Origin of the sequence: Liquorilactobacillus aquaticus DSM 21051, from assembly GCF_001436755.1 — a bacterium.
In the GTDB taxonomy this organism is placed as follows: domain Bacteria; phylum Bacillota; class Bacilli; order Lactobacillales; family Lactobacillaceae; genus Liquorilactobacillus; species Liquorilactobacillus aquaticus.
Map to the genome: position 1 here is coordinate 25,439 of NZ_AYZD01000028.1, position 25,233 is coordinate 50,671.

The window sequence follows — 25,233 nt, forward strand, 5'->3', positions numbered from 1 at the left end:
CTAATCATCCAAATCGTCATCTAGATCATCATCAGCAGAGTTATTGCTTTGCCGATTAGATCCTGCACTGGCAACGGCAGCTTGAGAACCATTGTTTTTGCCGCTATATTCAAGTTGGAGATATAATAATGCGAGAATCAAGCCTAGACCCCCAAAACCTACCAAGTTAAATTTGGTAAATGCAGCGAATAAGAATCCTAGATAGAAGAATGGCTTCAATTCAGGGACATCCATCATGTTAATTACCATTGCGTATCCAACTACAACAATTATTCCTCCGCCTATCTGCAGTCCGCCGGTAATGACAGTCGGAATTGATTTAAGAACTCCTTCAACTGCCGACGTGCTAAGTGCCAAAACAATCCCCGTCGGTATCATAACGCGCAACGCCTGCAATCCTAGAGCGATAACATGCATCCACTCAATGGCACGATAATTTCCTTTTTGAGCATAGTCATCACCTTTATGAACAAAGAAAACTACAATTGTTCTTACAAAAATCGTCAATGCTTGTCCAGCTGCTGCCAGTGGAACAGCAATCGCAATTCCTTCACCAATACTTGTATGTGTGTTAATTACCAACAAAGTTGAAATAACAGATGCTAAGGCTGTATCAGGTGCCATTGCCAATCCAACATTCATCCAACCCAAAGCCATCATTTCAAGTGTTCCGCCCAAAATAATACCTGTTTTCACATCTCCTAGAATAAGTCCGATTAATGTACAAGCAACTAGGGGACGATGAGTCTGGGCTTCATCAAGAACAGAACCCATTCCAGCAATCCCAGCGACAAGTAATATTAAAATAATCTGTATGATATTCACAACAATTCCTCCTTTGGAAAATTAAATTTTTTGTTTCAAAATTTTTGCGAAATCTTGACTAGAATCTCCCGGTAATTGCCGCAATTCTAGTTTTACCCCCATATCACTGAGTTTTTTAAATGCTTCAACATCCTCAGGAGCAACGCTGACCGATTCAGTAATTTGAGTCTTCTTAGGATCAAACCGCATTCCACCAACATTGACCGTTTTAATATCGACTCCGTTTTCAATCGCTTCAACTATTTCACCTGGATTACCGAAAAGAAGCATTGCCGTTGTTTCCGCATATTTTGGATTTTGGAAAACTCGTCCCATTTTCTCAGGTGTAACAGCATTCGCTTTCACATTTGAGGGAGCAACAGACAAAACCAATGTTTTTCGCATAGGGTCTTCTGCAACTTCATCACTAACAACAATTATTCTTTCTGCTGGAAGCAGCTTAATCCACTTTGTTAAAACTTGCCCATGAATATATCTATCATCGATTCTAGTTACCGTAATTTTCATAATAAATCATCCTCCTCATTATCTTCTTGATCCGTTAATTTCTGTGTCTGTTCTGAAAAAATTTTGAAACTTTCTGGAACTGCCTCCTTTAGATGCCTTATAATTTCTCTCAAAGAGTTTGTTTCAACCATCCCCAAAGCTTCGAGAACCATAGGCAGATTTACCCCTGTAGCAATATCGATGTTCTCATTTCCATATGCTAACTGAATGGCCGCATTGTATGGGCTTCCACCGAAAAGATCTACCAAGAAAAGAAACTCACTTTCTGCTGGAAATTTTTTTAGCGTAGTTTCATAATGCTCTTTTATATCCTCCAATCCTTCTCCTTTTTTGAAAGGAACTGCAACAACATTATCATTTTCGCCAAAAATCATATTAACGGCACTGACAATTCCCGTTGAAATTTCTCCATGTCCTGAAATAATAAGTTTTACCATAATCAATCCTCCTCCAAAATCATTTACACTTTATACATAGCAAAACTCATGCCAATTATCTAAAACCCTTACAAGAATCCCAATTCGATAACCCTTTTTACTGAAACAAGCCAAACCTGTTCTATAAAAAGCAGAACAGATTCGGCTTGTTTTAATACAATTATTTTGCTTTTAATACAGGTTATTAATAATTTAAAACAGTTTCAGTGATGAAATAAAGTTCGTCTTCTGGAAGCTTTATTTTAAGCGAACTTATACTTGAATTCAGAGTTTCTTCTATTATCGGAAACGCATCTTTCACTGCACAACTGGGTACTTCAGTGTATTTTGCCGTGTTTTCTCTTAAAACACGTTCAAGAGCAAACGCTGTATGAACAATACATTTTATCTGGCGGCTATTGGAGAAATCCTCCTGCATTTTATTTTGTAACTTATTCAACCAATCAACCAACATTTGGCACACTAAAAAAGGATTAAGATATACCAAATGTGTACGTAAAACATCTTCACACATATTTGAAACAACTATGTTCTTATCAATTGTCGACTCTGGCAACTTAACGTTGGGATCCATTAATGCGACCAGTTGTTTTTCACCATTTCCAGCAATCAAATCCTCTAATGAAATATAAGGAATCGCCACACTGGGCTGTTTAGTTCCAACAGCCGCTATTATTTCGTATTCATTAGCGATTTTCGGGATTTCTTCAGCCATTTTCAAAGCAGAAATAGTAAAAATTTTTATTTGTTCTGAAGTTGTTTTAGAAACGATCTCACTTATAATCTGTTTTAACTTTTTGGCTGTCCCACTACCTGTCATGCAAATTGAAACAATAGCTTTCTTTTGACCAGATGTAGTCGGGGCCAGCTGCGCTATCATTTGTGACATGTCCTGTTTAATCGAAACATAAATTGTGCCAAGATCCATATCTAAGTAATTTACTTTGCGCAATGCATCCAAAACAAGTGACGTTGTAACATTAGGCAGTGTCCTAAGCGGAACTCCTGTCATTTTCTCTAACCTGTGATTAAACATCGCCAATGAACCCATATCAACAAGTAACAACACACCCTTGCCTTGATTAAGTTTTTTGGTTAATTCAGCAAGACTATCTAAAATCTCAGTTGGCGAAACCGTTAAGGGCATGTTCAAAGCCGCAATGTTGGCATCTCCTAAAAGATCAGTTGCAACTTTAACCATTGAAGAAGCCGTTGAATTACCATGCGCGGCCACCAAAATTCCAACTTTCTTGCCTTCGGACATTGATTTGATCGAAGTTAGGAGCATTGTTAAATAAATAACTTCCATATCGGGCATCTTAACAGCAAATGTTTTGCTGATTTCTTTTTGAAAAATTTGTGCTACTCGATATTCTGGTTCATGTGTTTGCTTTATTTTATTAACTTCATTTTTCATCAGAAGATCTGTTTTATTACCGCGTTTAAAGAAAGCATCAATATGCATACTTAAATAGTAAACAAATCGTCGATCAAATTGACAGTGTAGTTGTTCTTCTGCAATTTGTTTTAAATGTTCAACAAACTGCGGAATCCTTCGATCAACAAATTTGGATAAATTATCATCGCTAACATTTTGTTTGAAGAAATTCTTAATGTGCAAATGCATATCCACCATGATATATTGCTGAATATCATTTTCCGGTACCCCTTCGGCTGCCAGCGCCTTCACTTTATTTTCAATCAATTCATAAATATTATCTTTTTCATCAGGTTGCAGCGTTTTATCCACATAGAAAACAGTATTAGTGTCTAAATATTCAGAAATATTAGCTTTTCTTCGTTCTTTCGCTGAATTTGAAAGCCAGACTTGCCGCAATCCTTCAGGTAAATCACGCAACTGTACACTGACATCATCTTTTGAACCAATATTGTTTAGAAAAGCTTGTGCGCAGGTCAACTGTACTTGCGACTTCAATTGACCAACATTGCCATAATTGACTTCTGTCAATAAGGCAATGAAAACATCGATTCTAACACTCAAATTCTTTTTGATTCGTTCAGCTTCCCTTTGAAAAAGAAACTTTGCTAACTCTACCCGCTCGCTTAATGGGCGCTCTTCAAGCGCTGGAATTGAAATGGTCATCGGAATCCTTCGCAAAAAAGTCTTCAGCATTGAAGAATCCGGATCTTCTGTTGTCGCACAGATAATCAAAACATTTGCACGTCGACGTTTCTGATTCTCTCCCAGTCTGTTAAAAGTTCCATTATCGATAAAATAGAATAACATTTCCTGACCTTCTGGAGGAAGCCGATGAACTTCATCAAGTAACAATACTCCATTATCAGCCTGTTCGACTAAACCCTTTTCAGCTTCTGCCGCGCCAGTGTAAGCTCCCTTAGCATGTCCAAACAGTGTCGACATGAGCAGTTGCGGGTTATTATAATAATCCGCACAGTTGAAGGAAATAAGCGGAGCATCTTCTTTTAGGAGCTTTTTATATCTGGCATATTCATATATCTTGTTCGCAAAATATGTTTTCCCAGCACCTGTTTGACCTAAAAGCATCATATGCAATCCATGTGGTGGATACATGATTGCGGCTTCAGCTTGTGAGGTTGCTTTTCTTAAACTACCTTTATATCCAATCATTTTTAATAAAGGATTTTTTGCTTTGCTAGCTGCTGTTTGTGAAAAACTGTGACTACCAGAGGATTTTCCCTCTTCCACTCTCTGACCAATTTCATTTTGATCTGCTTGTGTCTTTAGCAATTCTTTCAAACTTGAAGTTTCAAAATAACTAAACGTATGAACAGCCAGTTTTTTTTCCACACTTTCTACTGGAAGATAATGAACCGGAAAAGTTTTGACTTTTAAAACCTTTCCTGCTCTTACTAGTCTATTTAATTCAAGTGAAACATTCGAACGTGTTAACCCCATTGCTTGAGCCAATTCAGTTGCTGAACTTCCTTGCTGTTTTAGTATTCTCTCCTTATCAGCTTTCTGCCAAACGTTTAAAAGATGATTGTATACTTTTTCAATTCGTTTCAAATTTTTTCCCCCTATTTAACCATCTCCAACTGTGTTCGAATTCTCTTGAGATTTTTGATATGCCAAGGTGTCCGATTTAATTTAGGCAGGTTCATTTTCAACACAATTTGATTTCCATCTTTCAATTTTTCATTAGTTTCAATAATTAACTGCGTTGACATCATTTTGTCTTTTAAGTACATATGTTGAATTTGGTTTTTATTTAAAGAAAATCCTTTAGCAAAAGTATCAAAATTGCTCTGATATTGTGCTGCAAAGAAAAAATCATGGCTCACATAGATGCAATTCATCTTTGGCGCTGACTTAACGGTGTTTAACGAAAGCAAAACGTTTTTTTCATCATACAAAATCCCTGGAACCTCATTTAACATATATTTTTTGAACTTGTTTCTATCAATAAAAAGTGACACTAGATGTTTCCCCCTTTAATTACATTTTTTTTAACTTTAAAGTGCATAATCTTCCTTTTTCAGCAGTTCAAATGTAACACCTACTAATAAGTACTTTATCACAATTAACCGCTTTATAAAAAAGACAGTCAAAAATTTCTCCAATTTGGACCATTTGATAAAATTGATTTTCTTTACCTGCTAAAGCAAAAAAGCCAGCCAATTTCGCTGTATATCTTCATTTGAGGCAAGAACAAAAAGCGACTCACCCCCCTAGCTATTAACGATCTAAAACATTATATTCAAATAAAAAAGCAGAATATCAAAAATCAAAAAAGATTTTTGATATTCCGCTTTATTTTTGTAAAGAACTTATATAGTTCTCTACCCTTATAATATGAAATATTTAAATTGGGTAAAAATTAATTGCAACCATCTTTGTCGTTTAATATCATGCTATCTATCAACTAGGTTATTATTTACTGACTATCAGAACAAAGCCTTATGAATTGCGGCTGCCACAACTGCTCCCAAAATTGGAGCAACGATCGGAACCCAGCTGTAACTAAATTGTGAGCTTCCTTTGTACTTAAATGGTAAAACAGCATGCAGCAATCTTGGACCAATATCACGTGCTGGATTCAGTGCAGGGCCTGTAGGACCACCGAATGAAACAACCAAACACATGACTAAGAAACCTAATCCGATGAAATCAGCGCGCGAATCAACCTTATCTGCAGTTATACTTAAAGCGCCAAAGACCAAAAGAAATGTTCCTATAAATTCATTTACAAAGCCGTTAAATTTGCTGTTAACAGCATCGATTGTCGAAAATGTTCCCAAAATTGCTTCTGGATTTGTTGTTTTTTCATAGTATGGTTTATAGGCAATAACTATCATTAATTGACCAAAAATAGCTCCTAAAAGCTGTGCAACAAGATAAGGGATTACTTCCCCCCAAGGGAAACTACCGGTTACAGCAAGAGCGACCGTGAAGGCGGGGTTTATTTGTGCACCTGAAACAGTTGCAAACATCAAAGCAGGAATCATAACACCTATTCCGTACCCAAAACCAATTAAAACCCAACCACCATGAAAGCCTTTCGTTCCTTTTAGTTCAACATTCGCAACAGAACCATTACCAAGCGCAACCATTATTGCTGTTCCGAAAAATTCTGCAAAACAACGAGTTAATAATGAATAATCCATTTTTTACTATCCCACCAATACTTTCTTCTTAGTATTTTCTGAAAGAACTTCATTCATTCTTCCACTCTCAAAACCACTTAAGTCAAGTGTCACAAATTCATAACCCAACTTCAAAAGTTTATTATTAATTTCTTTTCGTGAAAGCATGAAGTCATTAAAAGCAGTTGCTGGCACTTCAACGCGTGCTACTGTTCCATGAACTCTAACACGTACTGTAGGGAAACCTAAAGCTCGTAAGTATGCTTCCGCAGCCATAACCTTTTCGATCTTCTCACTAGTTAATTTCGTATAATATGGGAAACGAGAAGAAACAGAACAGGAAGCGACCTTGTTCCAGTTGTTCAATTCTAATTTCTTAGCTATCTCACGGACATCTATTTTGTAAATGTCGGCAGTTTGCAAAACAGATACTGCCTTTTCTTCATCTCTAGCTCTTAAACCAGGACGAAAATCGTTATTATCATCCATGATCATACCATCTAAAACAGCATCTGCATTAAAATCAGCTGCTATCTTGTTAAGTGCTTTATAAAAGATTTTCTTCATGTAGTACCATGATTCAGGTGTGTTATTACTGATATTTTCATTAGCTAAATAATCTAATTCGATGCCTTGTACATTAACATCCAATTCTTGAGCTAAAGTCACAGCTTTATTGTATTCTTCATCAGAAAAAAGTTCTGAATTTGCAACAACTGCTAAAACATTTTCCTTGCCCAAAATATCGACAGCTTCCTTCAAAACAACAGTAGAATCAATTCCACCAGAAAATCCTACGATTACTTTATGATAATCAGTTAAAATAGCTTGTAATTTTTCTTCTTTTTCTATAAACGTTGTCATTATGTTACTCTCCCTTATTTTCAATTTCTTGTAGAACAGCCAATCTGATTTTCTCAGAACTTTCTTTTGTTTTCTGCGACTGTTTTACGATATCGTCATGTTCGATAGAAACTTTACTTACTCCGTGATAACTCAGCTTTTTTATTCCGACTTTGCCATACACAGTCTGCACCTGTTCAATTTTTCTTTCCATAATCTCTCGGTGCATGAGTTGAATCCGTAGCCCTATCGCTGGGGTATTGCTAAACAAAAATTTAACAAAAAAGTCTTGCTGCTCTGGCGCTGTCAACAAACATAACTTATAAGCTGGTCTGCCCTTTTTCATTATAATTGGTTCTGCCCAAGCATCTTTAGCACCTAAATCAAGTGCTTTTTTAATCGTAAGTGATAATTGCTGCCCAGTAGCATCATCTAAATTTGTTTCTAACAACAATACACTATCATTCGTTTTATCGACCTGCTGCTGGCTAAGCTTAGAGTTGTATAAACTGGCACGCAAAGCATTTAGACTTCCTGTCTCTCGTTTACCAAATCCGTACCCCGTTTTTTCAAGCACACTATTTAAAATAGAAGCATTGAACTCACTTGCCATACACTTGACAATTGCCATTCCTGTTGGAGTTATCAATTCCGTATGGACGTCAAATCTCTTCTGAATAGGAATCGCAGTGTTTAACTGCATTTCCATAACAGCAGGTACTGGTACTGGCACTACCCCATGCGCAATCTTGATTGTTCCTACACCGTCAGACAAATTATTAACAATCAGCTTATCGATCTGCAACATATCAAAAGCAATTGCTGCACCAACAATATCGACAATGGAGTCCAAAGCCCCGACCTCATGAAAATGAACGTCTTCCAGCTTCTTTCCATGCACCTTCGCTTCAGCAAGTGCAATTTGTTCAAACATCTTGATGGCTCTTTCTTTAACTGCGGTCTTTAACTCGCTTTGTATTATCAATTGTTTGATCATCATGAAATTACGACCGTGATGATGATGTTGTTCGTGTTCATCAAAGCCATGATCCTTAGGCAAGTTTCCATCTAAAACAACATCAAAGTCTGTTCCTGTAATACTGGAACGTGCCGTCCGCTTAATTGTTATCTGGTATCCTTTGACCTTCAATTTATTCAATTGTTCTTCAAATTCTGCTTGGGATAGACCTAAATCAAACATTGCTCCCAAAAACATGTCACCACTAATACCAGAAAAAGCATCTAAAACTAAGGTTTTCATATATGCTCCTTACTTATCAATCGATTGATCATACTAGCGTTATAGGCTGCGCCAAAACCATTATCAATATTTACGACACTTATTCCTGATGAACAACTGTTAAGCATTGTTAGCAGCGGTGTCATCCCGCCTAAATTGCTTCCGTACCCAATACTGGTTGGTACTGCGATAACGGGATGATCTACCAGCCCTCCAACAACACTTGTCAATGCGCCTTCCATTCCAGCAATTACGATCACCACATTAGCTTGTCTGATAAGCTCAAGTTTTGCAAATAAACGATGAATGCCAGCAACACCGACATCATATATTCGCGTAACTTGATTACCAAAAATTTCAGCAGTAATGGCTGCTTCCTCTGCAACTTTTATATCTGATGTTCCAGCTGTGACGATCGCAATATTTCCGATCTTCACACTCTCTTTATCTTGGGAAGTTAAAGTTTGAGAAGTAGCATCATACTTTAAAAAAGGCAATGCTTGAGTAACCACATCAGCTTTTTGAGAATCAACTCGAGTCGCTAGAATTGATTTTTGACGTTCTTTCATTGCTTTTACGATACCTATGATCTGTTGAGCTGACTTACCTGAACCATAAATAACTTCTGGGTATCCAGTTCTTTGCGCTCGTGTCGTATCGATTTTTGCATAATCTAATTCTTCAAAACCATCATTACCTAATTTTCCGACTGCCGCCGCTGGTGTTAGAGTTTGGTTTGCAACATCTTGCAAAACTTTCAGTAATTGTTGTTGTTCCATATTAGTTATCCTTTACAACTACACCAAGGCCGTCTGGAATAACGGTTACCTTAGCATCTTTTCCTTCACGTTCAAATGCCATTTCCAAAGCTTGATCAATCGATGTTGCTAATTTCATATGCATATTCGTCACAAGTTTAGGATCAACTAGGTCTGAAACCATAATGACATAATGGTTCGTCAAAATTCTAGCAAGAATTTGAGAGGTCCATTGATCTGGTACAGTTTCCAAGCGTGGTGTATTGATTGCTGCATCTAAAAATTCTTTTGGATCTTCAACATCTGCTAAATTATGGTAAAATCCTTCACCACCATGACCATCACGACAACCTGCAACCATTATGATCGTACCGTTTTGTTTATTTGTTGCTTCTGCTGCAGTCATACCTTTAACTGCTTGATAAATATTCTGATCGAGCGGGAAACCGCCATTAGTTGAAATCGCAATATCACTTTTAATTGCTTTTACACCCGCAAGGTCACCAACAAAATCGGTTCCTTTTTTATGTGCTTTTTCCAAATCGCCTGCAAAAGAACCAATAATATGCTTGTCTTCATCTAAAACCACATTTAGAATAAATTTTAAACCTGCTGTCTTTGCGGCATAAACCATGTCTTGATGTATTAAATTGTGGTGCAGGTTACCTGTTCTAGAATGGGCATCATTAATAAATTCACCCGAATGATTTGCCATAATTGTCTTGTATGAAGAAATACCTGGTAAAACAGACTTGCGTCCACCAGAAAAGCCAGCAAAAAAGTGTGATTCAATAAAGCCTTCTGAAATTAATAAATCAGCTTCTTCGGCAACTTTGTTAATAATCAAATCCCCGCCGGAAGGCAGCTTTCCAATTTTCACCATATCTTCATCTTTTTGGGACATATGCATAACAATCTCTTCATGTTCAACTATTTCTTTTCCATACTTATTCACCAATTCTTCATGGGTTGATGGGCGATGAAAACCAGTCGCAATCAAGATTCGAATCCTTGCTTCTGGTGCTGCACTGCGTAAACGACGTAATAGGATAGGCGTTATGATATGTGAAGGCACCGGTCTAGTATGATCTGAACTGATAATTACAATATTTTTCTTTCCCTGCGCAAGACTTTCAAGCGTTGGGCTTCCAATTGGGTTATCTAATGAGTTTTCTACCAATTGGTTTTCTGAAAACTCAGCTTTATATGTTGCTGCTTTTGATACGAGGGATCCAGCAAAATTTTTATCTTCAATTTTAGCCGTTACAAAGCCTCGATCATATGGAAGATTAATCTCTACCACAAATATTCATCCTCTTTCAATTAATTTTGCTAACAGAAAGTATCATAGTCCCTATGTTTCAGGTTTTCATTGACAATCATTCATACTAAAGTCCATAATCAATGGATAGTATCTTATTTCGTTATCATTTGTTAACGCAAATAAACATTAAGAGAGGAATATATAACTACAGGGTAATATAGCTATTACAAAAGACTAGAAAGAGAGGTTATTTTTTTGCCGAATAAAGATATAAATTACCTAGTAAGTTTTCTGAAAAATAAACAAATTTCCACAATTACAAAAAGTTATCACACTTACCTAACCTTTCACGGCTTGAAAGCTGCGAGTGTTTTTATCCTGAAAGAAGGCATCATAAAAACCTCTGTTATCTTGCAGGATGGTCGTGAATTTAACATTTCATATATCAACCAACCAGATGTGATCTCTCTGCTTCATGATGAAGCATTACAGTATGACGAACAACCTTTCAACGTGAGAATTGAATCTAGCGAAGCAACGTTTTATCAAATAAATCGAGTTAAATTTTGGAAATATGTAAATTCAAATTTTCGCTTACAAAACTATGTTAAACAATACTATCGTCACCGTTTGTCCGAAAGTTCATCGCGTTTACAGCGTTTAACAATGAATGGCAAACTGGGAGCTTTAGCTAGTTTCTTGCGTGATATGGCATTTAAATTTGGGCAACCATTGCCCGAAAGTTCGAAAATCATGATTGATTTTAATGTTACAAATGAAGATATCGCAGGTTTTTGCGGTATTGCTAATCATACTAGCGTTAGCCGGATGATGCGCAAACTAAAAGAAGAAAAGGTTATCGAATTTGGAAATAGTTCCAAAAACAATCGCCGCATTATTATCAGTAATGTTCAAAAATTAGATGATTATATAGCATATTAAAAAAACTTTGAGACCTAACTATTTTCAACAATAGTTAGATCTCAAAGCTTTTTATTATCTATTTATTTTGCAACATACTAAACTATTTTATTTTAGAAACTGTTTCCTTGAGCAATTTTGCTTGATATTCTGCTGCAAGTTGTTGAGTCAATTTTTTTTGTCTATTCTTATCAGTCATCAGGCTCGGATCTTGCACAATTGCAGCCTTTATTTTACTTTCAACATAGGCTGCTGCCTCTTCCTTAGCCTTAGCTTGAAAACTGCTGCTAGACATTTTTTTCTTCAATTCTTTAGCTTGTTGCGTTGACAGTACAAACCAATTCTTCGGAATATAAAAACGATTCGTCCTTTTTATCAACTTATTATTATTGTTGGCAATGCCAAACCAGAACTTATATGCATTAGATTTATATTGCCAACGGACCTTTGTTGTCTTTAAAGTTGCTTCACTGCCCTTAGTAAGTGTGATTTTATTTGAAGTATACTCATTAGCCTTAGTGTGGCTAACCTTTTTAGCATTTTCATGTCTTGTAAAAATGTAAACATTCTCTTTGCCCGCAGTTCCAATGGGTTGAAAAAGGATCATATTCATTTTACCAGTAGTATCTGCTGAATAAATTTTTTGTATAGTTGTTTCTGTTACTTTATGCATTCCAAAGTGATCGTAGTAATTGCCAACAATGCCCCCAATTGATCCGACTAATATAACTCCTGAAATAAATGTACATAGCAGTCTGGGGAGTACTTTTTCAATATAAATAAAGCTTGTGAAGATAGCGATCGCACCAAAGATTAATGCAAAAATAATCATTAGGCTTCCCCCCTTTTATTCTTTAAAATTTCTTTCTTCGTTCTTTTTTTATCACTTAAAAAGAATGCCAGTCCAAAACCAACAATACTGAAACCAACTGCAATCCAAAATGCCGCATGATATCCCGTCATCGTTGCATTGATTGCCTTTACTTTGTATTCTAAGGGTGCAGAATGCAACAAATGTTTTCCAGGCATTTGCCCCTTCGTCGTATTTGATAAAACCGAGACCAGAATCGCCGTTCCAATTGAACTTGCCACTTGACGAACCGTATTATTAACAGCCGTTCCATGAGATATAAGTTCAATAGGCAAAGCGTTCATTCCTGCTGTAGTTGCGGGCATCATTACCATTGATATTCCAAACATTCTCAGTGCATATAACAAAACAATATACAATGTTGGTGTTTGCTTAGTAATCAAAACAAACGGTATTGTTCCGATTGTTAAAAGGAACAGGCCCAAAATTGCTAGCCTACGCGCGCCAAGACGATCGAAAGTTTTCCCTGTAATAGGACTCATAACCGCCATCATAAGTGCACCTGGCAAAAGCAGCAGGCCTGAATGAAAAGCACTCATTCCATGAATCATCTGCAAATACATCGGAATTATCATTTCAACTCCAACCATTGCAACCATCACCACTGAGCTTAACACTGTGGCAATCGTAAACTCAGCTGATGAAAAAACACGTAACTCAAGAAATGGTTTTTCAATCTTTAACTGGCGCCAGACAAATAACACAATAAATACTGCACCAATTGCTAACGCTGAAAGCACAATGGCAGAAGTCCACCCATTATCTCCAACAGATGAGAAACCATATAAAAGAGAGCCAAAACCAACTGTTGAAAGTGTCAGTGATACCCAATCTAAACTAGACTTGCTTGTCTTAAGCACGGGCTTCATGTAGAAGAACGACATTATGATTACAATGGCAACAATTGGGATAATCATCCCAAACAAATCACGCCAATGCCATGTATCAATTACAAAACCAGAAAGGGTCGGCCCGATAGCCGGTGCTACACCAATAACGACTCCGGCCATACCCATTGCGACCCCACGTTTATTTGCTGGGAAAACAGAGAGCATAATATTTTGCAGAAGAGGCATTGATATTCCGACACCGACGGCCTGGATCAGCCGTCCTGCAAGCAAAAAGCCAAATGTTGGAGCTGTCCATGCAGTTATCGTCCCAATTTCAAAAATACTCATTGCTACAATATATAACCACTTCGTATTAAAACGTGTCGACAGCCAGGCTGAAACAGGTATCATAACTCCATTGACCATCAAAAAACCAGTCGTCAGCCATTGAACTGTAGATGTTGAAACATCGAAAGCCTTCATTAAGGTCGGTAAAGCTGTTGCTAAAATGGTTTGATTCAAAACCGTACAAAAAGTACCGATTAGCAAAATAGCCACTAACAAAAAAAGATTGTACTCTTTATTTTTATTTTCTTTTACATCAGACAAATTTATTCCTTCTTTCGTTACTATACTCACTTATCAAAAGTGCACTTTGAATTATAACTTTTTATAACACTTATGTAAAGTTAGTTTACAATGTTATTATTTTTATTTATAATGTTATTAAAGATATTTAGCAAAGGAGGCTATTATGGATAAACAGATAAAGCCGACAGAGGTAATTGATTTTCATGATTTCGTAAAAACAATACTAGAAGACAGTAAATTCTATTTGGGCATTCCGGAACTTGCATCTATCACGGATGTCCCTCAAAATAAATTACGCTACTGGAACCAGAAGGGATATATTCAAGCTTGTGGAGAACGCAAAAAAAATCAATTTAGGTTTGATGCCGTTTTTCAAATATACACTATAAATTTTTTTCAAAATGAAGGGTTTACCCTGTCAGTTGCAGCAAAAAAAGCAACTTACTATTCACAAACTTTTAAAGAAATTAAAAAAGGGCTACATTCACGCTTAAAGCAAATTAAAAAGACCCCCGAAAGTACTATTATCGATCTAGGCCTTTTTGATCCTGACCCAAGTAAAAACCTAAGCCTCCGGATAGAAGGAAAACAGGTACACTTTGAGTTGAACTAGTACAGAGTTTTTTATTAAAATACATTTAGTCAGACTGATAAAATAGGAAAATAAATTTTTAGAAAATATCATTTAGCGACTTGATTGACCCTAAAACAGAGCATTTTCCCTAAGTCGATAAAAATTGAGTACTAGTATGAAATTATGAATATAACATGTTTTTTTGCTATGAGTAATTAATTCGAGGTTAGACGAAGAATTTTACTTTATGGAACGTGTTTATGTGTAATCAATAGAGAAATTGGATCAAAAGTTAATTTTTGATCCAATTTCTCTATTGATCTAAAATTATATGAATCAACTTGTTCCACTGTCCAAGTTTTCCCGTTTACCTCTAAGTTACTCACAACCAATTCAAAAATATATGTGCGATTTCTAGGTGACACTCTCAACTTTCGACGATTGGCAAATCTCTCAAAAAACTTTTTACAATGTAAATCCGTTTATATAAAATTAGTTTTTTGGATTTTTCTCTCCTCTGACCATAACGCAATCGGTGAGCAGAGCAGCACAAAAGTTGCTGCAAAGATGTATGTCTCACTAAATGTATGTGTTATTTTAGCATTTTTTGTATGTTGGATATACTGGAATGCTGTTTTTAATTCTTCGCTTTGAGCAAAGAGTCCAGTAGTCTGCGTTATTTTAGACTGTCCAACGACTATCTCAAGCATAGCTTTTTCCATCTACTGAGATTCCATTGATGACATCTCTGTATTATTTTTAACAACAGTCATAAAACTGCTTAGAGCTTCCTGACTTAGCACTGCATTTTTTTTTGCGATTTTCTGAGATGCTTCACTAAGATTCCTATTCCCATCATACATATCTTTCAAATATTTATTTTCAGCAATTGCTGCCGAAGCCCAACTAGCCAGACGTACTTTTTACCGTTCTTTTAAAAGTAAGGATAATCTAGTTGACTATTATTGCCATAATACAATCAACCGTTATCTGAAATAATTAGAAAAAATTGAAATATCAAACACTTCTTTTGAAACTATCTTAAAAACTTTTTTAATTTTTGGTGGCCTGAAAAAGAAAACCTGCGTTTGCTGATAAAAAGCAATTTATGCAATCGTTTATTGATTATGTGGACACCCCAATCAGCAAAAATTTATACCATGTTTCAAGTTTCTTGGCATATACAAGGCACCCAAACTGAAATAAACTATATTATGACCTTTTCAACTGGTGGTTTTTGGAATGTTTTATTAAAGAAAATCCTAAACAGCCAGAAGAGGTTACACAAACCTTGTGAAGACTCTAAGCAAACTTTCACGAATTTAATTAACATCGTAACTAGGGGTTGCAGTAAAAATTAGTAAATTTCCCGCAATCTCAGTAATTCCAAATAGCGTTCATTGCTCGCGCTAAAAAGCTTCACGCTTAAAATGGCTGGATCAAAATATCTTTTAACCCAGCCTTTAATATATTATTTCCAATTTAGTATGGGATATTCCATACTAAATATTTTTTTTAGCATTCATTCGTCTAACATTTTAAACATATGGTTTCTTTCAAATAACCGTCCCAACTGCATTAAAGTAGCTTCATCCCCTTTACGGCCAATAAATTGAACTCCCAACGGCAGTCCTTTTTTAGACACAAAGGTCGGTAAGCTGATCGCAGGCTGTCCAGTCATATTTGCTTGTTGAGTAAATGGTGTCAACTTTAAACTTCTTTCGAAAAACTCAGAGATCAAGTTTAGCCGTTCGTCTTTATTTAATTCTGTCACGTGCCGCATTTTTTTTAAACTTTTCACTGTAATTAACTCTGCATTGATTTTGGGTGCTATATAAGCCGTTGTCGGTGTCAAATATGCATCATAACTCTCATACAATCGATCCATTACAGCGCTGGCCTCATCCCATAAACTTAATGTCTTACTATAATCTTTTGCACTCAACAGCAATCCCGCTTGGTAAATAGCCCACGTTGTAAGCTCCATATCTGCAGATGTTACTTTACGTCCTATTTTCTGCTCAATTTTTTGAAACATGCTTGCCGTTTCTCCAGCATTGACAATGTAGTAACTTTGCATCAATTCAGGACCGTTTAAGGGATTTTCGATTTCATTGGTTTGAATTCCCAGACTATTCAAAAAAGTGACTACTTCTAAAACAGCTGCTTTAGCCTCCTGGCTTACAGTTGAGCCAACAGGTGATTCAATACTGTACGCCACTCTTAGTTTTCGTTTAAAGGGTTGCTCAATTCGTGCCAAAAATCCAGGCTTGAATAATGGAGTTTGAAAGGGTGCTGCTGGTTGAACAATCTGCAAAGCATCTAATAAAGCAGCTGTATCTCGTATTGACTTAGTTAATGCAAAGTTGATTGCTGCACCTTGCCACCCACGCCAAGATGTCGGCCCAACCGGAACGCGTCCCCGAGTGGGTTTCAAACCAATCAATCCCGAGAAAGAAGCAGGTATTCTTATTGAACCTCCACCATCATTTCCCGCAGCTATTGGAACAATTCCGGCAGCTACTGCGCTAGCTGATCCACCCGATGATCCACCAGGCGAATATTGCAAATTCCATGGATTATGTGCTGCTCCATATAAAGTGGGATCAGTAATGTTTTTAAAGCCAAACTCTGGGACATTGGTCTGACCAATAACAATAAAACCAGCTTTTTGAAGACGATTAACAAAGTTATCTGTTTCTTGTGCATAATTATTTTTCAACAGACGTGCTCCATTAGTATCCGGCTCCCCTGCAAGATTTTGCCCGAGTCCCTTTAATAACAATGGAATACCTGCAAAGGGCTGTCCTTTATCAACAAATTTTTCTGCTTCTCGTAGTGCACGCTCATCACGTCTTTGAATTACAGCGTTCAATTTACCATTTAGCTGATCTATTTTTTGATAACTTTCCTTGATAAGTTCTAATCGGTCGATTTTACCATCCCGGAGCGCTTCAGACATCCCTAGTGCATCCATGACCATCTTACATCATTCCCTTCGTTTTCAACGGAAACGTTTTCTAAATACTAATTCAATTTTAAACTGAATACAGAACATTATGCAAGCTTGAAAAATTAGTTAGAAAAAAGGAATCAAGAAATTTATTTCCCTTAATTCCGTCTTTTTAAACATTATTCGTTTAACTTCGAAAACTCATTTTCACCAATGTCTTTAATTGTAAAATTTCTTTAAATTGTCATTATTGCTCAATTAAACGTTTTAAGCTGATCTTAGTATTAATAATACCGAACAGCACATAACCGATAATTTGTGAAACTGCTTGTCCGGCTATCAGATAAACGTAAGTAATCAGAAATGGTGCTTTTGAAACATAAACCAATTCTAGAGCAACAAAAATCATTCCAAAGGACACACATAGTCCCACAACCAGAGAACGAACAGCTAGTTTCTTGACTTTCCTATTGATCAAAATAGCGAGAGCCAGTCCGAGGCCCGTGACACCCCATCCAACCAAAATATCTAGCAGTCCAAGAGGACTAAACAAAAGATTGGCAATCGTTACACCTAAAACCATTCCCCAAAAATACTTTTTATCGTACGCAACCAGTTGGTAGAGAGCAGTTGCAATTCTAATTTGAATAGCCCCAAAAGAAAAACTGGCAAAAAGCATTGTTAGCAAAACATAAATAGCTGCTAAAACCGCATTAATTGTTAGTAATTTAATATTCTTATTTTCCATTTTATTGAATTTCCTTTTCGTATTTTGAATAAGTTCTAAGCATTCCAATCAGGAGTTTGTTCATATTTAATTGGGTCTTTCAAACCGTTTTGTTTAAAAGCACTAATCCTATCTCGACAAGTTCCACATTTTCCACAAGCATACTCACGGCCCTCATAGCATGAACGAGTCAACTCAAACGGTACTCCAAGCTGGTGACCAAGGCTAACAACGCCGGCTTTAGTCAGCTCTATCAAGGGCGCAGTCATTGTTACCTTTCCATCTGTTCCAGCAACAATTGCAGCACGCATCGACTCATAAAAAGCTGGTGAACAATCTGGATAAGCATTCCCTGCCGCATCATCAGCGTGAGCTCCATATGCAACCTCATCCAGATGACTGCTATATGCAAGTGCAGCAGCTTGTGAGAGCATTAGACCATTTCGAAAGGGAACATAAGTATCAACAATTTTGGCACCTTTTTCTCGCATAATCTCAGAATAACTTTTTTCTTCAATAGCTCCATTGCCCTTAAGCAATGTAGAATCTGAGCCGGTAAATATTTTACGATCAACAGCCGCTTCCAACAATTTGACACCAAAAAAGCGTGCGACTTGACGTGCATTGATAATCTCTAAGTCATGTTTTTGACCATATGTAAAAGCCAACGTAATAACGTGCTCAACTCCATATTTTTTGATAGCAAGTGCTAGGCACGTGGCAGAGTCCATTCCACCAGATAATAAAACTACTTGTCCCATAATAAAAACGCCCCCCCTAGCGAATTGCGCGCCCATAATTTTGAATGTTACCTAAAAAATTTAGCTTTCGCTGAAATGCTAAGTTGCGTAATTCTTCAGTCTCAAAGTCTGGGTTAACACGGTTTACAAAAGGATAGATTGAAATCCCCCCACGAGGCGTAAATAGTCCCAAAACTTCAATGTATTTTGGATTCATCAGTTTATATAAGTCATCGAGAATAATATTCATGCAGTCTTCATGAAAATCTCCGTGATTTCTGAAACTAAAAAGATATAATTTAAGACTTTTACTTTCAACCATTTTTTCTGTAGGAATATATGAAATAAAGACGTTAGCAAAATCTGGCTGCCCCGTTTTAGGACACAAACTTGTAAATTCGTAACCATCAAAGGTCACCAAATAATCATTTTGGGGATGTTTGTTGACAAATGTTTCGAGGACTGACGGATCGTAATCACTGGAATAATGTGTTTCATTACTACCTAATTCCGTTACGCCCGCAAGCTCATTTGAAGTGCGTGAATGATGTATGTTTTTCATGTGTAGATCTCCTTTGTTTTTTTATGGAGGTTTTCAAGGATATACCATACTCCATCTTGTTGACTAAGCTCAACTTTATCAATATTACACTACAATTTATGATTTTGTAAATTAAATTTTTGTTCGATATAAAAATGGGCTATGGCAAAACAAAATTTCACCACGGCCCATAAATTCAAAAGCAGATCTGCATTGACACACCCAAAAAATCTGACTAAATATATTTTCACTCAAGTATTCCAGATTTCCAACACATCTATTACTTCTATCTTTTAGTAAAACACATTTGAATACAAAGCACCTCAAATATTAACGTTTTCCTCTTTCTTCACCTTACGCCGGACAAAATACTTTCTCGTCTCTTCAATCAAAACGAGCGGAATTGGAATTGAAACTAAAAAGATCCACTCAACAAAACCAATAGAAATCGTGTTGAACAACCCTTGCAAAACTGGAACATATATCAACAACGCTAATAAAATAATTTCGCTGACAATCCCCCAAATAATATGTCTATTACTGAAAAAACCAATTGTCAAAACGGACGTTTTCTTCGTTCGGCAGTTGATTGCTGCAGCCACTTGGCAAAATACAATTGCTGCTAAAGTCATTGTTGTCGCTTGAACATAAACTGCACCGTGTTCCGCAAGATTTGAAATCGTATACCCATGTAAATAATTTACAAAAAAATATGCAAATGTTGAAATCAATGCCGCGCCGGCTCCATACCATGCGAAAGCCTTCCAAATAACTGAATGTGAAAGCAAATGGCTATCTCGTGCACGTGGCGGCTGTTCCATGACGCCTGGTTCGCTTTTTTCAGCTCCCAGTCCTAATGCTGGCAGCATATCGGTCCCTAGATCAACGGTTAAAATTTGCATGACCGTCAACGGCAGCGGGATCATTCCTCGTGAAAAAAGAAACAAAACAGATGGAATTGCTTCAGGAACATTTGAATTTAGAATATACAGTAAAAATTTTTGAATGTTGCTATAGACTGTCCGACCTTCTTCAACAGCTGCAACGATCGAAGCAAAATTATCATCAGTCAATATCATGTCAGCTGCATCTTTAGCAACATCTGTCCCCGTAACCCCCATCGCAATACCTATGTCAGCCTGCTTCAGAGCAGGAGCATCGTTTACTCCGTCACCGGTCGATGCAACAATATCACCATTGGCTTGGCACGCCTTAACTATTCGATACTTGTGTTCAGGTGCAACGCGCGCAAAAATAACTTCTTGTTTGATCTCATCACGCAAAGTTTGATCATCCATTTTTTCAAGTTCTTCACCTGTTATCACTCGTACCTTTTCACTGACCATTCCGATCTTAAGAGCCACACTCTTAGCTGTCAGTGCGCTATCACCTGTTACCATAATGACACGAATCTTTGCATCATGGCATTTCTTTATTGCAGCATAAACTTCTGGTCGGGGTGGATCTGCCATAACCGTTAAGCCAATAAAAACCAGATTATTTTCAATAACCGTCTGATCATTCATTTGCACCTCATGTTCCGTCAATTCATGATATGCGAGTGCCAATGAACGGAGCCCCATTGATGCATAATGTTTGTTCGCTGCCTCAATTAATTTGCGGTCTTCATTGTTTAAGACATGGACTTCCCCATTAACACGAATTTTATTTGCGCGCTGCATAATGCTGCTCAGAGCACCTTTCACATAGGCAATTTTCTTGCCATTAACCGAATGAATTGTCGTCATTAACTTCCGGTTTGAATCGAACGGCAATTCTTTAAGACGCGGTTGTTCTTCAACAAGCCGCTCAATTTCGATACCAGCTTTTTCAGCGACTATTATATGGGCCGCTTCAGTTGGTGTTCCAATGACTTTTGTTTTCTCGTCTACAGTCTTCTCCAATTTCGAATCATTATTTAATGCGGAGATAGTTAATAATAATTTCAGATCTGGATGCTTCTCAATATCGACTTTTTGTTTTTCCTTTTGAATCTGTCCATTATTACTATATCCTTCGCCAGTAACTTTAAAATTATCATCTAAGAGCCACAAATGATTAATTGTCATCTGATTCTGTGTTAGAGTTCCAGTCTTATCCGAAGCAATGACACTTGTTTCACCTAATGTTTCAACACTGCTTAATTCTTTAACAAGCGCATGTTTTTTGGACATTCGCTGCACGCCTTGTGCTAATGATAGTGTAACAGTCGGCAATAGCCCTTCTGGTATAAAAGCTACAATCATTCCCAATGCAAAAACGAACGATTTATTCCACGGGTAATGCACAAAAAAAACAGCCGCCAGAAAAAAAATCAACCCGATTATAATTGCTATCACTGATATTTGCTTAGTCAAACGGTTTAATTCCACCTGCAGTGGCGATTTCGACTTTCCCTGTTTTTGTGTCAAGTTGGTGATCTTCCCGAACTCTGTAGCCATTCCTGTATGAAAAGCTATGACGGTCGCCGTTCCTCTTGCAACAGTCGTTCCAGCATAAATAATGTTATTTTGTCCGAACTGTCCCTCTGTTTTTAGATAATTTTTACTCTTGCTTACAGTTTCAGATTCTCCAGTTAAAGCTGATTCATCAATCTCTAAGGCTTCAGACGAAAGAATTCTTGCATCAGCTGAAATGCTATTTCCTGCTTGAACTAGGAAAATATCCCCTGGAACAAGCTTTTTTGCATCTATCTGCTGACTATTATTATTTCTGATTACGGTCGTGTATGTCGGTAACATTTTTTTCAATGAGTTTGTCGCTTTTTGGGCAGCGTATTCCTGCCAAAAACTGAAGAGTCCGTTAATGATATTCACGAGCCAAATGGCAATGCCAAGTTCTGGCATTCCCGCAAAAAGCGCGATTGCTCCACTGACCCATAATAAAAGAGCCATTAAACTAACAAAATTTTTCGCAAAAATTCGTAGTTGCGATCGTTTCTTAGTCTGCTGTATTTCGTTAGGTCCGAAATAATCTAAACGCCTCTCCACTTCTGCTTCAGTCAGGCCTTGCATAGAAGATCCCAGCAATTCAAAAAGTTCTTTTCCCTTGCTGGAAGCAACAGCATCTGTTTCTATCTTCCTCTGGATCATTCTATCATCACTCCCACTTGTATAATGCTTACTATCTACACCGCCATAATACTCTTTTTCTAAACGTTATTCTATTTTTTTAAGCGCTTAAATTGTTGAATTTCATATCATTTAAAAATACCGAAAGATTTCTCTGACATAAGAATTATATTGTCAAAAGTTCATATATTTAAAAAAAAATACATTTTTTGTTACACTAAATTTGAGCATATTGTTTCTAGTCGTATTTTTCTCAAAATTTAAAAACTACTATAAAAAAGATAGGGAAGTGAGAAAATGGCAACTCCTGAACCAAAACAAACGGAAAATCTAGAAAAGGGGCTCACCTCTGCACAAGTTTCAGAAAACCGTGAAAAATTCGGAAGAAATATTTTACAAGATGCCAAAAAAGAAAGTATTTTGAAAAAACTTTTCCTTCAATTGACCGAGATAACTTCACTTATTCTGTTGTTTGCAGTGGCATTGTCGGCATATATGGCAATTTCATATGACGGAGGCTGGACTAAACCAATTGTGATCGGATCAATCGTTGTTTTAAATGTCCTGATTGGCTTGTATCAAGAACACAGTGCCGAAAAATCGTTAGCTGCACTTAGAGACATGAGTGAGCCTACTGCGAACGTCATTCGTGGGGGGACAACGCAGAAAATTGCTATTTCCGATGTTGTCGTTGGTGACATTATTACTTTAAATGCTGGGGACCAAGTACCCGCAGATGGAGAATTAAAAAAACTGAATGCTTTAAACATTGATGAAGCAATACTGACAGGAGAAAGTGAGCCAGTTGAAAAGACGACAAAAGCTCCAGAAACAGTTCCCGATTCCATTGGTGATCAAGTAAACAAAGCTTTTTCAGGAACTTTAGTTACACACGGAACTGGAACCATGATCGTCTCAGCAGTCGGAATGAAAACTGAAATTGGAAAAATTGCAGACCTGCTTAATTCTACTAAGAGGCATAAGACAGTCTTACAGCGGCGGCTCTCTCGTCTTTCTCTTATCATGACTTTTATTGCTATCGTCAGCGGTATTTTTATTTTCTTTCTCAGCACATTGCATGAGTTAGGCAATGTGATGGATAATTTAATGATTGGTGTCTCTTTGGCAGTTGCTGCAGTCCCAGAAACTTTACCCGTCATTGTCACGATCAGTCTTTCAGTCGGTGTTCAGAACATGGCGAAGCGCAATGCAATTATTCGCAGGTTGAATTCAGTTGAAACTCTCGGAAGCGTCGACGTTATTGCATCTGATAAAACAGGAACATTAACACAAAATAAAATGACAATTACGCGCCTCTGGTCATTTAATAACAGACCTGAAAATATAAAAGTCAAGCACCCACTTAGTGATTCAGCAACCAAATTAATGCGTCTTTTCGCGTTGGATACCAACGCTGTTGTCGAGGAAGATCATATTGAAGGCGATGCAACCGAGCTTGCTATCATTCGACTACTGCACCAGCATCATCTTTCACGCGAGCATTTTGAACAAGATGCGCCTCGAATTTCCGAAAGGCCTTTTTCATCAGAAAGAAAAACAATGTCTACTCTGCACAAATTAAAAAATGGACATTTTCTCTTAATCGTAAAAGGTGCTCTAGATAAACTTCCAATTACTCTCCCCGACTCCGACAAACAGAAAATAAATAAAATCCATGACGAATTTGCAAATGACGCCTTGCGTGTTTTAGGTGTCGCGTATCGTGAATTTGAAGAAGAGCCTCAAAAGCCCATTGAAGATCTCGAAGAGAAGCTGACCTTTGCCGGTATTATCGGATTAATCGATCCTCCACGTCCGGAAGCAAAAAAAGCTGTTCGTCAAGCCAAAAGCGCTGGTATTAAGACCATCATGATTACTGGTGATCACAAAACAACGGCACGTGCGATTGCTACTCAAATTGGAATTTATCAAAAAGGAGATCTTGCTGTAAGTGGAGCAGATCTGACAAAATGGGACGACAAAACACTGAACCAGAAAATAGACAAAGCTAGTGTTTTTGCAAGAGTTTCGCCTGAAGATAAAATTAGAATTGTCAAAGCTTGGCAACAACAGGGTAAAGTTGTTGCCATGACTGGTGACGGTGTTAACGATGCACCTGCTCTTAAAGCCGCAGATGTAGGAATAGCTATGGGCATCACGGGGACCGAGGTCGCAAAGGGAGCCTCAGATTTGATCCTAACTGATGATAACTTTGCAACGATTATCGCGGCCGTTTCTTCTGGACGTACAATATATCAAAACGTTTTAAAAGCCATCGAGTTTTTGGTCAGTGTTAATTTTGCACAAATCTTTCTAATGGTTGGCAGTGTTCTTTTCGGATGGGGTGTCCCACTGATCGCAGAACAATTATTACTGATAAATGTTTTAGCTGACGGGATCCCAGGATTTTATCTTTCACGTGAACAAGGAGAAGCAGGTGCTATGCGTCAATCACCTATTCCAAGTAATCAAAGTATTTTCAGTAACGGTGTCGGCTCACGTATGTTTATCCGTTCAATGATCTATACGGTTCTAACCTTATCAATATACGCTCTTGGGCGTTTCATTTTGACTGACAATAACTCTCCAGTTGGCGCGACAATGTTGTTCTTAACATTGTCCATGGGCTCTATGATCGATATCTACCCGATTAAAACCCGTGAACCTTTAACATTAGCGTCAATCAAGTCAAACCATGCTTTGAATATTGCTTTGCTGATTGCTGCAGCAATCATTGTTCTGGTTGCATTGATCCCACCATTACAAAGTTCATTTGGTCTAGTACAACTGTCCCCTTTTCAATGGACTATTAGTCTCATGGCAATGTTTATTCCTACCATTCTATTGGAGATCAATAAAAAAATACAATTGAACCTGAAAGGGTAATCTTTAGTGTTACGAACTACTCTGCAAATAATCTATAATTTTAAAGTCTTACGATAACAGGCAAAAG

Annotated in this window: 24 protein-coding genes; 4 read left to right on the forward strand and 20 right to left on the reverse strand. The window is 37.3% G+C overall.

The annotated features are described in order from the left end of the window. The 10 genes from FC19_RS09315 to larA form a co-directional block, all read right to left on the reverse strand. On the reverse strand, positions 1–825 hold the full coding sequence (locus tag FC19_RS09315; protein ID WP_057876700.1) for a PTS mannose/fructose/sorbose transporter subunit IIC: 825 nt from the start codon (positions 823–825) through the stop codon (positions 1–3). 21 nt (positions 826–846) lie between these two features. Then, complete coding sequence (locus tag FC19_RS09320; protein ID WP_057876701.1) at positions 847–1,332, reverse strand: PTS sugar transporter subunit IIB; 486 nt, start codon at positions 1,330–1,332, stop codon at positions 847–849. Continuing rightward, entirely contained in the window at positions 1,329–1,769 is a 441-nt protein-coding gene (locus FC19_RS09325) for a mannose/fructose/sorbose PTS transporter subunit IIA (RefSeq protein WP_057876702.1), read from the reverse strand. The genes FC19_RS09320 and FC19_RS09325 overlap by 4 nt, the downstream gene beginning before the upstream one ends. Positions 1,770–1,953: 184 nt before the next feature. After that, the gene (locus FC19_RS09330) at positions 1,954–4,779 is read right to left on the reverse strand and encodes a sigma-54-dependent transcriptional regulator (RefSeq protein ID WP_057876703.1); all 2,826 of its coding nucleotides are present in this window, start codon (positions 4,777–4,779) and stop codon (positions 1,954–1,956) included. Between the two features lie 11 nt (positions 4,780–4,790). After that, complete coding sequence (locus FC19_RS09335; protein ID WP_057876704.1) at positions 4,791–5,189, reverse strand: hypothetical protein; 399 nt, start codon at positions 5,187–5,189, stop codon at positions 4,791–4,793. Between the two features lie 468 nt (positions 5,190–5,657). Beyond that, positions 5,658–6,377 (reverse strand): MIP/aquaporin family protein, encoded by a 720-nt coding sequence (locus FC19_RS09340; RefSeq protein ID WP_057876705.1) that lies wholly within the window; start codon positions 6,375–6,377, stop codon positions 5,658–5,660. 6 nt (positions 6,378–6,383) lie between these two features. Further along, the gene (gene larE / locus FC19_RS09345; protein WP_057876706.1) at positions 6,384–7,220 is read right to left on the reverse strand and encodes an ATP-dependent sacrificial sulfur transferase LarE; all 837 of its coding nucleotides are present in this window, start codon (positions 7,218–7,220) and stop codon (positions 6,384–6,386) included. A gap of 4 nt (positions 7,221–7,224) precedes the next feature. After that, a complete protein-coding gene (larC, locus tag FC19_RS09350) occupies positions 7,225–8,460 on the reverse strand; it encodes a nickel pincer cofactor biosynthesis protein LarC (RefSeq protein WP_057876707.1) in 1,236 nt (411 codons plus the stop codon). Continuing rightward, a complete protein-coding gene (gene larB, locus FC19_RS09355; RefSeq protein ID WP_057876708.1) occupies positions 8,457–9,218 on the reverse strand; it encodes a nickel pincer cofactor biosynthesis protein LarB in 762 nt (253 codons plus the stop codon). Before larB ends, larC begins: the two co-directional genes overlap by 4 nt. Position 9,219: 1 nt before the next feature. Continuing rightward, complete coding sequence (gene larA / locus FC19_RS09360; RefSeq protein WP_057876709.1) at positions 9,220–10,500, reverse strand: nickel-dependent lactate racemase; 1,281 nt, start codon at positions 10,498–10,500, stop codon at positions 9,220–9,222. 216 nt (positions 10,501–10,716) lie between these two features. On the opposite strand from larA, the gene FC19_RS09365 reads away from it, so the two are divergent. Continuing rightward, complete coding sequence (locus FC19_RS09365) at positions 10,717–11,403, forward strand: Crp/Fnr family transcriptional regulator (RefSeq protein ID WP_057876710.1); 687 nt, start codon at positions 10,717–10,719, stop codon at positions 11,401–11,403. 82 nt (positions 11,404–11,485) lie between these two features. Here the strand turns inward: FC19_RS09365 and FC19_RS09370 are convergent, their stop codons facing one another. Then, positions 11,486–12,214, reverse strand: a complete 729-nt coding sequence (locus tag FC19_RS09370; RefSeq protein ID WP_057876711.1) for a DUF4811 domain-containing protein — start codon at positions 12,212–12,214, stop codon at positions 11,486–11,488. Then, positions 12,214–13,692, reverse strand: coding sequence for an MDR family MFS transporter (locus FC19_RS09375; RefSeq protein WP_057876712.1), 1,479 nt, complete (start codon positions 13,690–13,692; stop codon positions 12,214–12,216). Before FC19_RS09375 ends, FC19_RS09370 begins: the two co-directional genes overlap by 1 nt. Before the next feature lie 145 nt (positions 13,693–13,837). Between FC19_RS09375 and FC19_RS09380 the strand changes: the two genes are divergently transcribed. Further along, positions 13,838–14,287, forward strand: coding sequence for a MerR family transcriptional regulator (locus tag FC19_RS09380; RefSeq protein ID WP_057876713.1), 450 nt, complete (start codon positions 13,838–13,840; stop codon positions 14,285–14,287). A gap of 206 nt (positions 14,288–14,493) precedes the next feature. Here the strand turns inward: FC19_RS09380 and FC19_RS11690 are convergent, their stop codons facing one another. Genes FC19_RS11690 through FC19_RS11695 form a run of 3 tightly spaced genes read right to left on the reverse strand, consistent with a single transcriptional unit; the run spans position 14,494 to position 15,120 of the window. Continuing rightward, complete coding sequence (locus tag FC19_RS11690; RefSeq protein WP_201782323.1) at positions 14,494–14,673, reverse strand: hypothetical protein; 180 nt, start codon at positions 14,671–14,673, stop codon at positions 14,494–14,496. 57 nt (positions 14,674–14,730) lie between these two features. Then, a complete protein-coding gene (locus FC19_RS09385) occupies positions 14,731–14,970 on the reverse strand; it encodes a hypothetical protein (RefSeq protein ID WP_057876714.1) in 240 nt (79 codons plus the stop codon). Continuing rightward, the gene (locus tag FC19_RS11695; RefSeq protein ID WP_157061306.1) at positions 14,971–15,120 is read right to left on the reverse strand and encodes a hypothetical protein; all 150 of its coding nucleotides are present in this window, start codon (positions 15,118–15,120) and stop codon (positions 14,971–14,973) included. Between the two features lie 16 nt (positions 15,121–15,136). On the opposite strand from FC19_RS11695, the gene FC19_RS12010 reads away from it, so the two are divergent. After that, positions 15,137–15,247 (forward strand): TetR family transcriptional regulator, encoded by a 111-nt coding sequence (locus tag FC19_RS12010; RefSeq protein WP_420805506.1) that lies wholly within the window; start codon positions 15,137–15,139, stop codon positions 15,245–15,247. Positions 15,248–15,770: 523 nt separating this feature from the next. Here FC19_RS12010 and FC19_RS09390 read toward each other — a convergent pair. The 5 genes from FC19_RS09390 to FC19_RS09410 form a co-directional block, all read right to left on the reverse strand. Continuing rightward, positions 15,771–17,231, reverse strand: a complete 1,461-nt coding sequence (locus FC19_RS09390; protein WP_057876715.1) for an amidase — start codon at positions 17,229–17,231, stop codon at positions 15,771–15,773. Between the two features lie 217 nt (positions 17,232–17,448). Beyond that, a complete protein-coding gene (locus FC19_RS09395) occupies positions 17,449–17,949 on the reverse strand; it encodes a QueT transporter family protein (protein WP_057876716.1) in 501 nt (166 codons plus the stop codon). Positions 17,950–17,984: 35 nt separating this feature from the next. Then, a complete protein-coding gene (gene queC / locus FC19_RS09400) occupies positions 17,985–18,689 on the reverse strand; it encodes a 7-cyano-7-deazaguanine synthase QueC (RefSeq protein ID WP_057876717.1) in 705 nt (234 codons plus the stop codon). Between the two features lie 16 nt (positions 18,690–18,705). Further along, on the reverse strand, positions 18,706–19,230 hold the full coding sequence (gene queF / locus FC19_RS09405) for a preQ(1) synthase (protein WP_057876718.1): 525 nt from the start codon (positions 19,228–19,230) through the stop codon (positions 18,706–18,708). A gap of 302 nt (positions 19,231–19,532) precedes the next feature. Then, entirely contained in the window at positions 19,533–22,301 is a 2,769-nt protein-coding gene (locus FC19_RS09410) for a cation-translocating P-type ATPase (protein WP_057876719.1), read from the reverse strand. Between the two features lie 276 nt (positions 22,302–22,577). Between FC19_RS09410 and FC19_RS09415 the strand changes: the two genes are divergently transcribed. Continuing rightward, positions 22,578–25,166, forward strand: coding sequence for a cation-translocating P-type ATPase (locus FC19_RS09415; protein WP_057876720.1), 2,589 nt, complete (start codon positions 22,578–22,580; stop codon positions 25,164–25,166). Positions 25,167–25,233: the final 67 nt, after the last annotated feature.

Excerpts from the sequence above, each read along its gene's own strand:
- FC19_RS09380 (WP_057876713.1), top strand. The coding sequence starts at position 13,838 with ATGGATAAACAGATAAAGCCGACAGAGGTAATTGATTTTCATGATTTC.
- larE (WP_057876706.1), bottom strand. The coding sequence starts at position 7,220 with ATGACAACGTTTATAGAAAAAGAAGAAAAATTACAAGCTATTTTAACT.
- larC (WP_057876707.1), bottom strand. The coding sequence starts at position 8,460 with ATGAAAACCTTAGTTTTAGATGCTTTTTCTGGTATTAGTGGTGACATG.
- queC (WP_057876717.1), bottom strand. The coding sequence starts at position 18,689 with ATGGGACAAGTAGTTTTATTATCTGGTGGAATGGACTCTGCCACGTGC.
- FC19_RS09415 (WP_057876720.1), top strand. The coding sequence starts at position 22,578 with ATGGCAACTCCTGAACCAAAACAAACGGAAAATCTAGAAAAGGGGCTC.
- FC19_RS09320 (WP_057876701.1), bottom strand. The coding sequence starts at position 1,332 with ATGAAAATTACGGTAACTAGAATCGATGATAGATATATTCATGGGCAA.
- FC19_RS09395 (WP_057876716.1), bottom strand. The coding sequence starts at position 17,949 with ATGGAAAATAAGAATATTAAATTACTAACAATTAATGCGGTTTTAGCA.
- larB (WP_057876708.1), bottom strand. The coding sequence starts at position 9,218 with ATGGAACAACAACAATTACTGAAAGTTTTGCAAGATGTTGCAAACCAA.
- FC19_RS09340 (WP_057876705.1), bottom strand. The coding sequence starts at position 6,377 with ATGGATTATTCATTATTAACTCGTTGTTTTGCAGAATTTTTCGGAACA.
- queF (WP_057876718.1), bottom strand. The coding sequence starts at position 19,230 with ATGAAAAACATACATCATTCACGCACTTCAAATGAGCTTGCGGGCGTA.
- FC19_RS09385 (WP_057876714.1), bottom strand. The coding sequence starts at position 14,970 with ATGGAAAAAGCTATGCTTGAGATAGTCGTTGGACAGTCTAAAATAACG.
- FC19_RS09390 (WP_057876715.1), bottom strand. The coding sequence starts at position 17,231 with ATGGTCATGGATGCACTAGGGATGTCTGAAGCGCTCCGGGATGGTAAA.
- FC19_RS09410 (WP_057876719.1), bottom strand. The coding sequence starts at position 22,301 with ATGATCCAGAGGAAGATAGAAACAGATGCTGTTGCTTCCAGCAAGGGA.
- FC19_RS09325 (WP_057876702.1), bottom strand. The coding sequence starts at position 1,769 with ATGGTAAAACTTATTATTTCAGGACATGGAGAAATTTCAACGGGAATT.
- FC19_RS09370 (WP_057876711.1), bottom strand. The coding sequence starts at position 12,214 with ATGATTATTTTTGCATTAATCTTTGGTGCGATCGCTATCTTCACAAGC.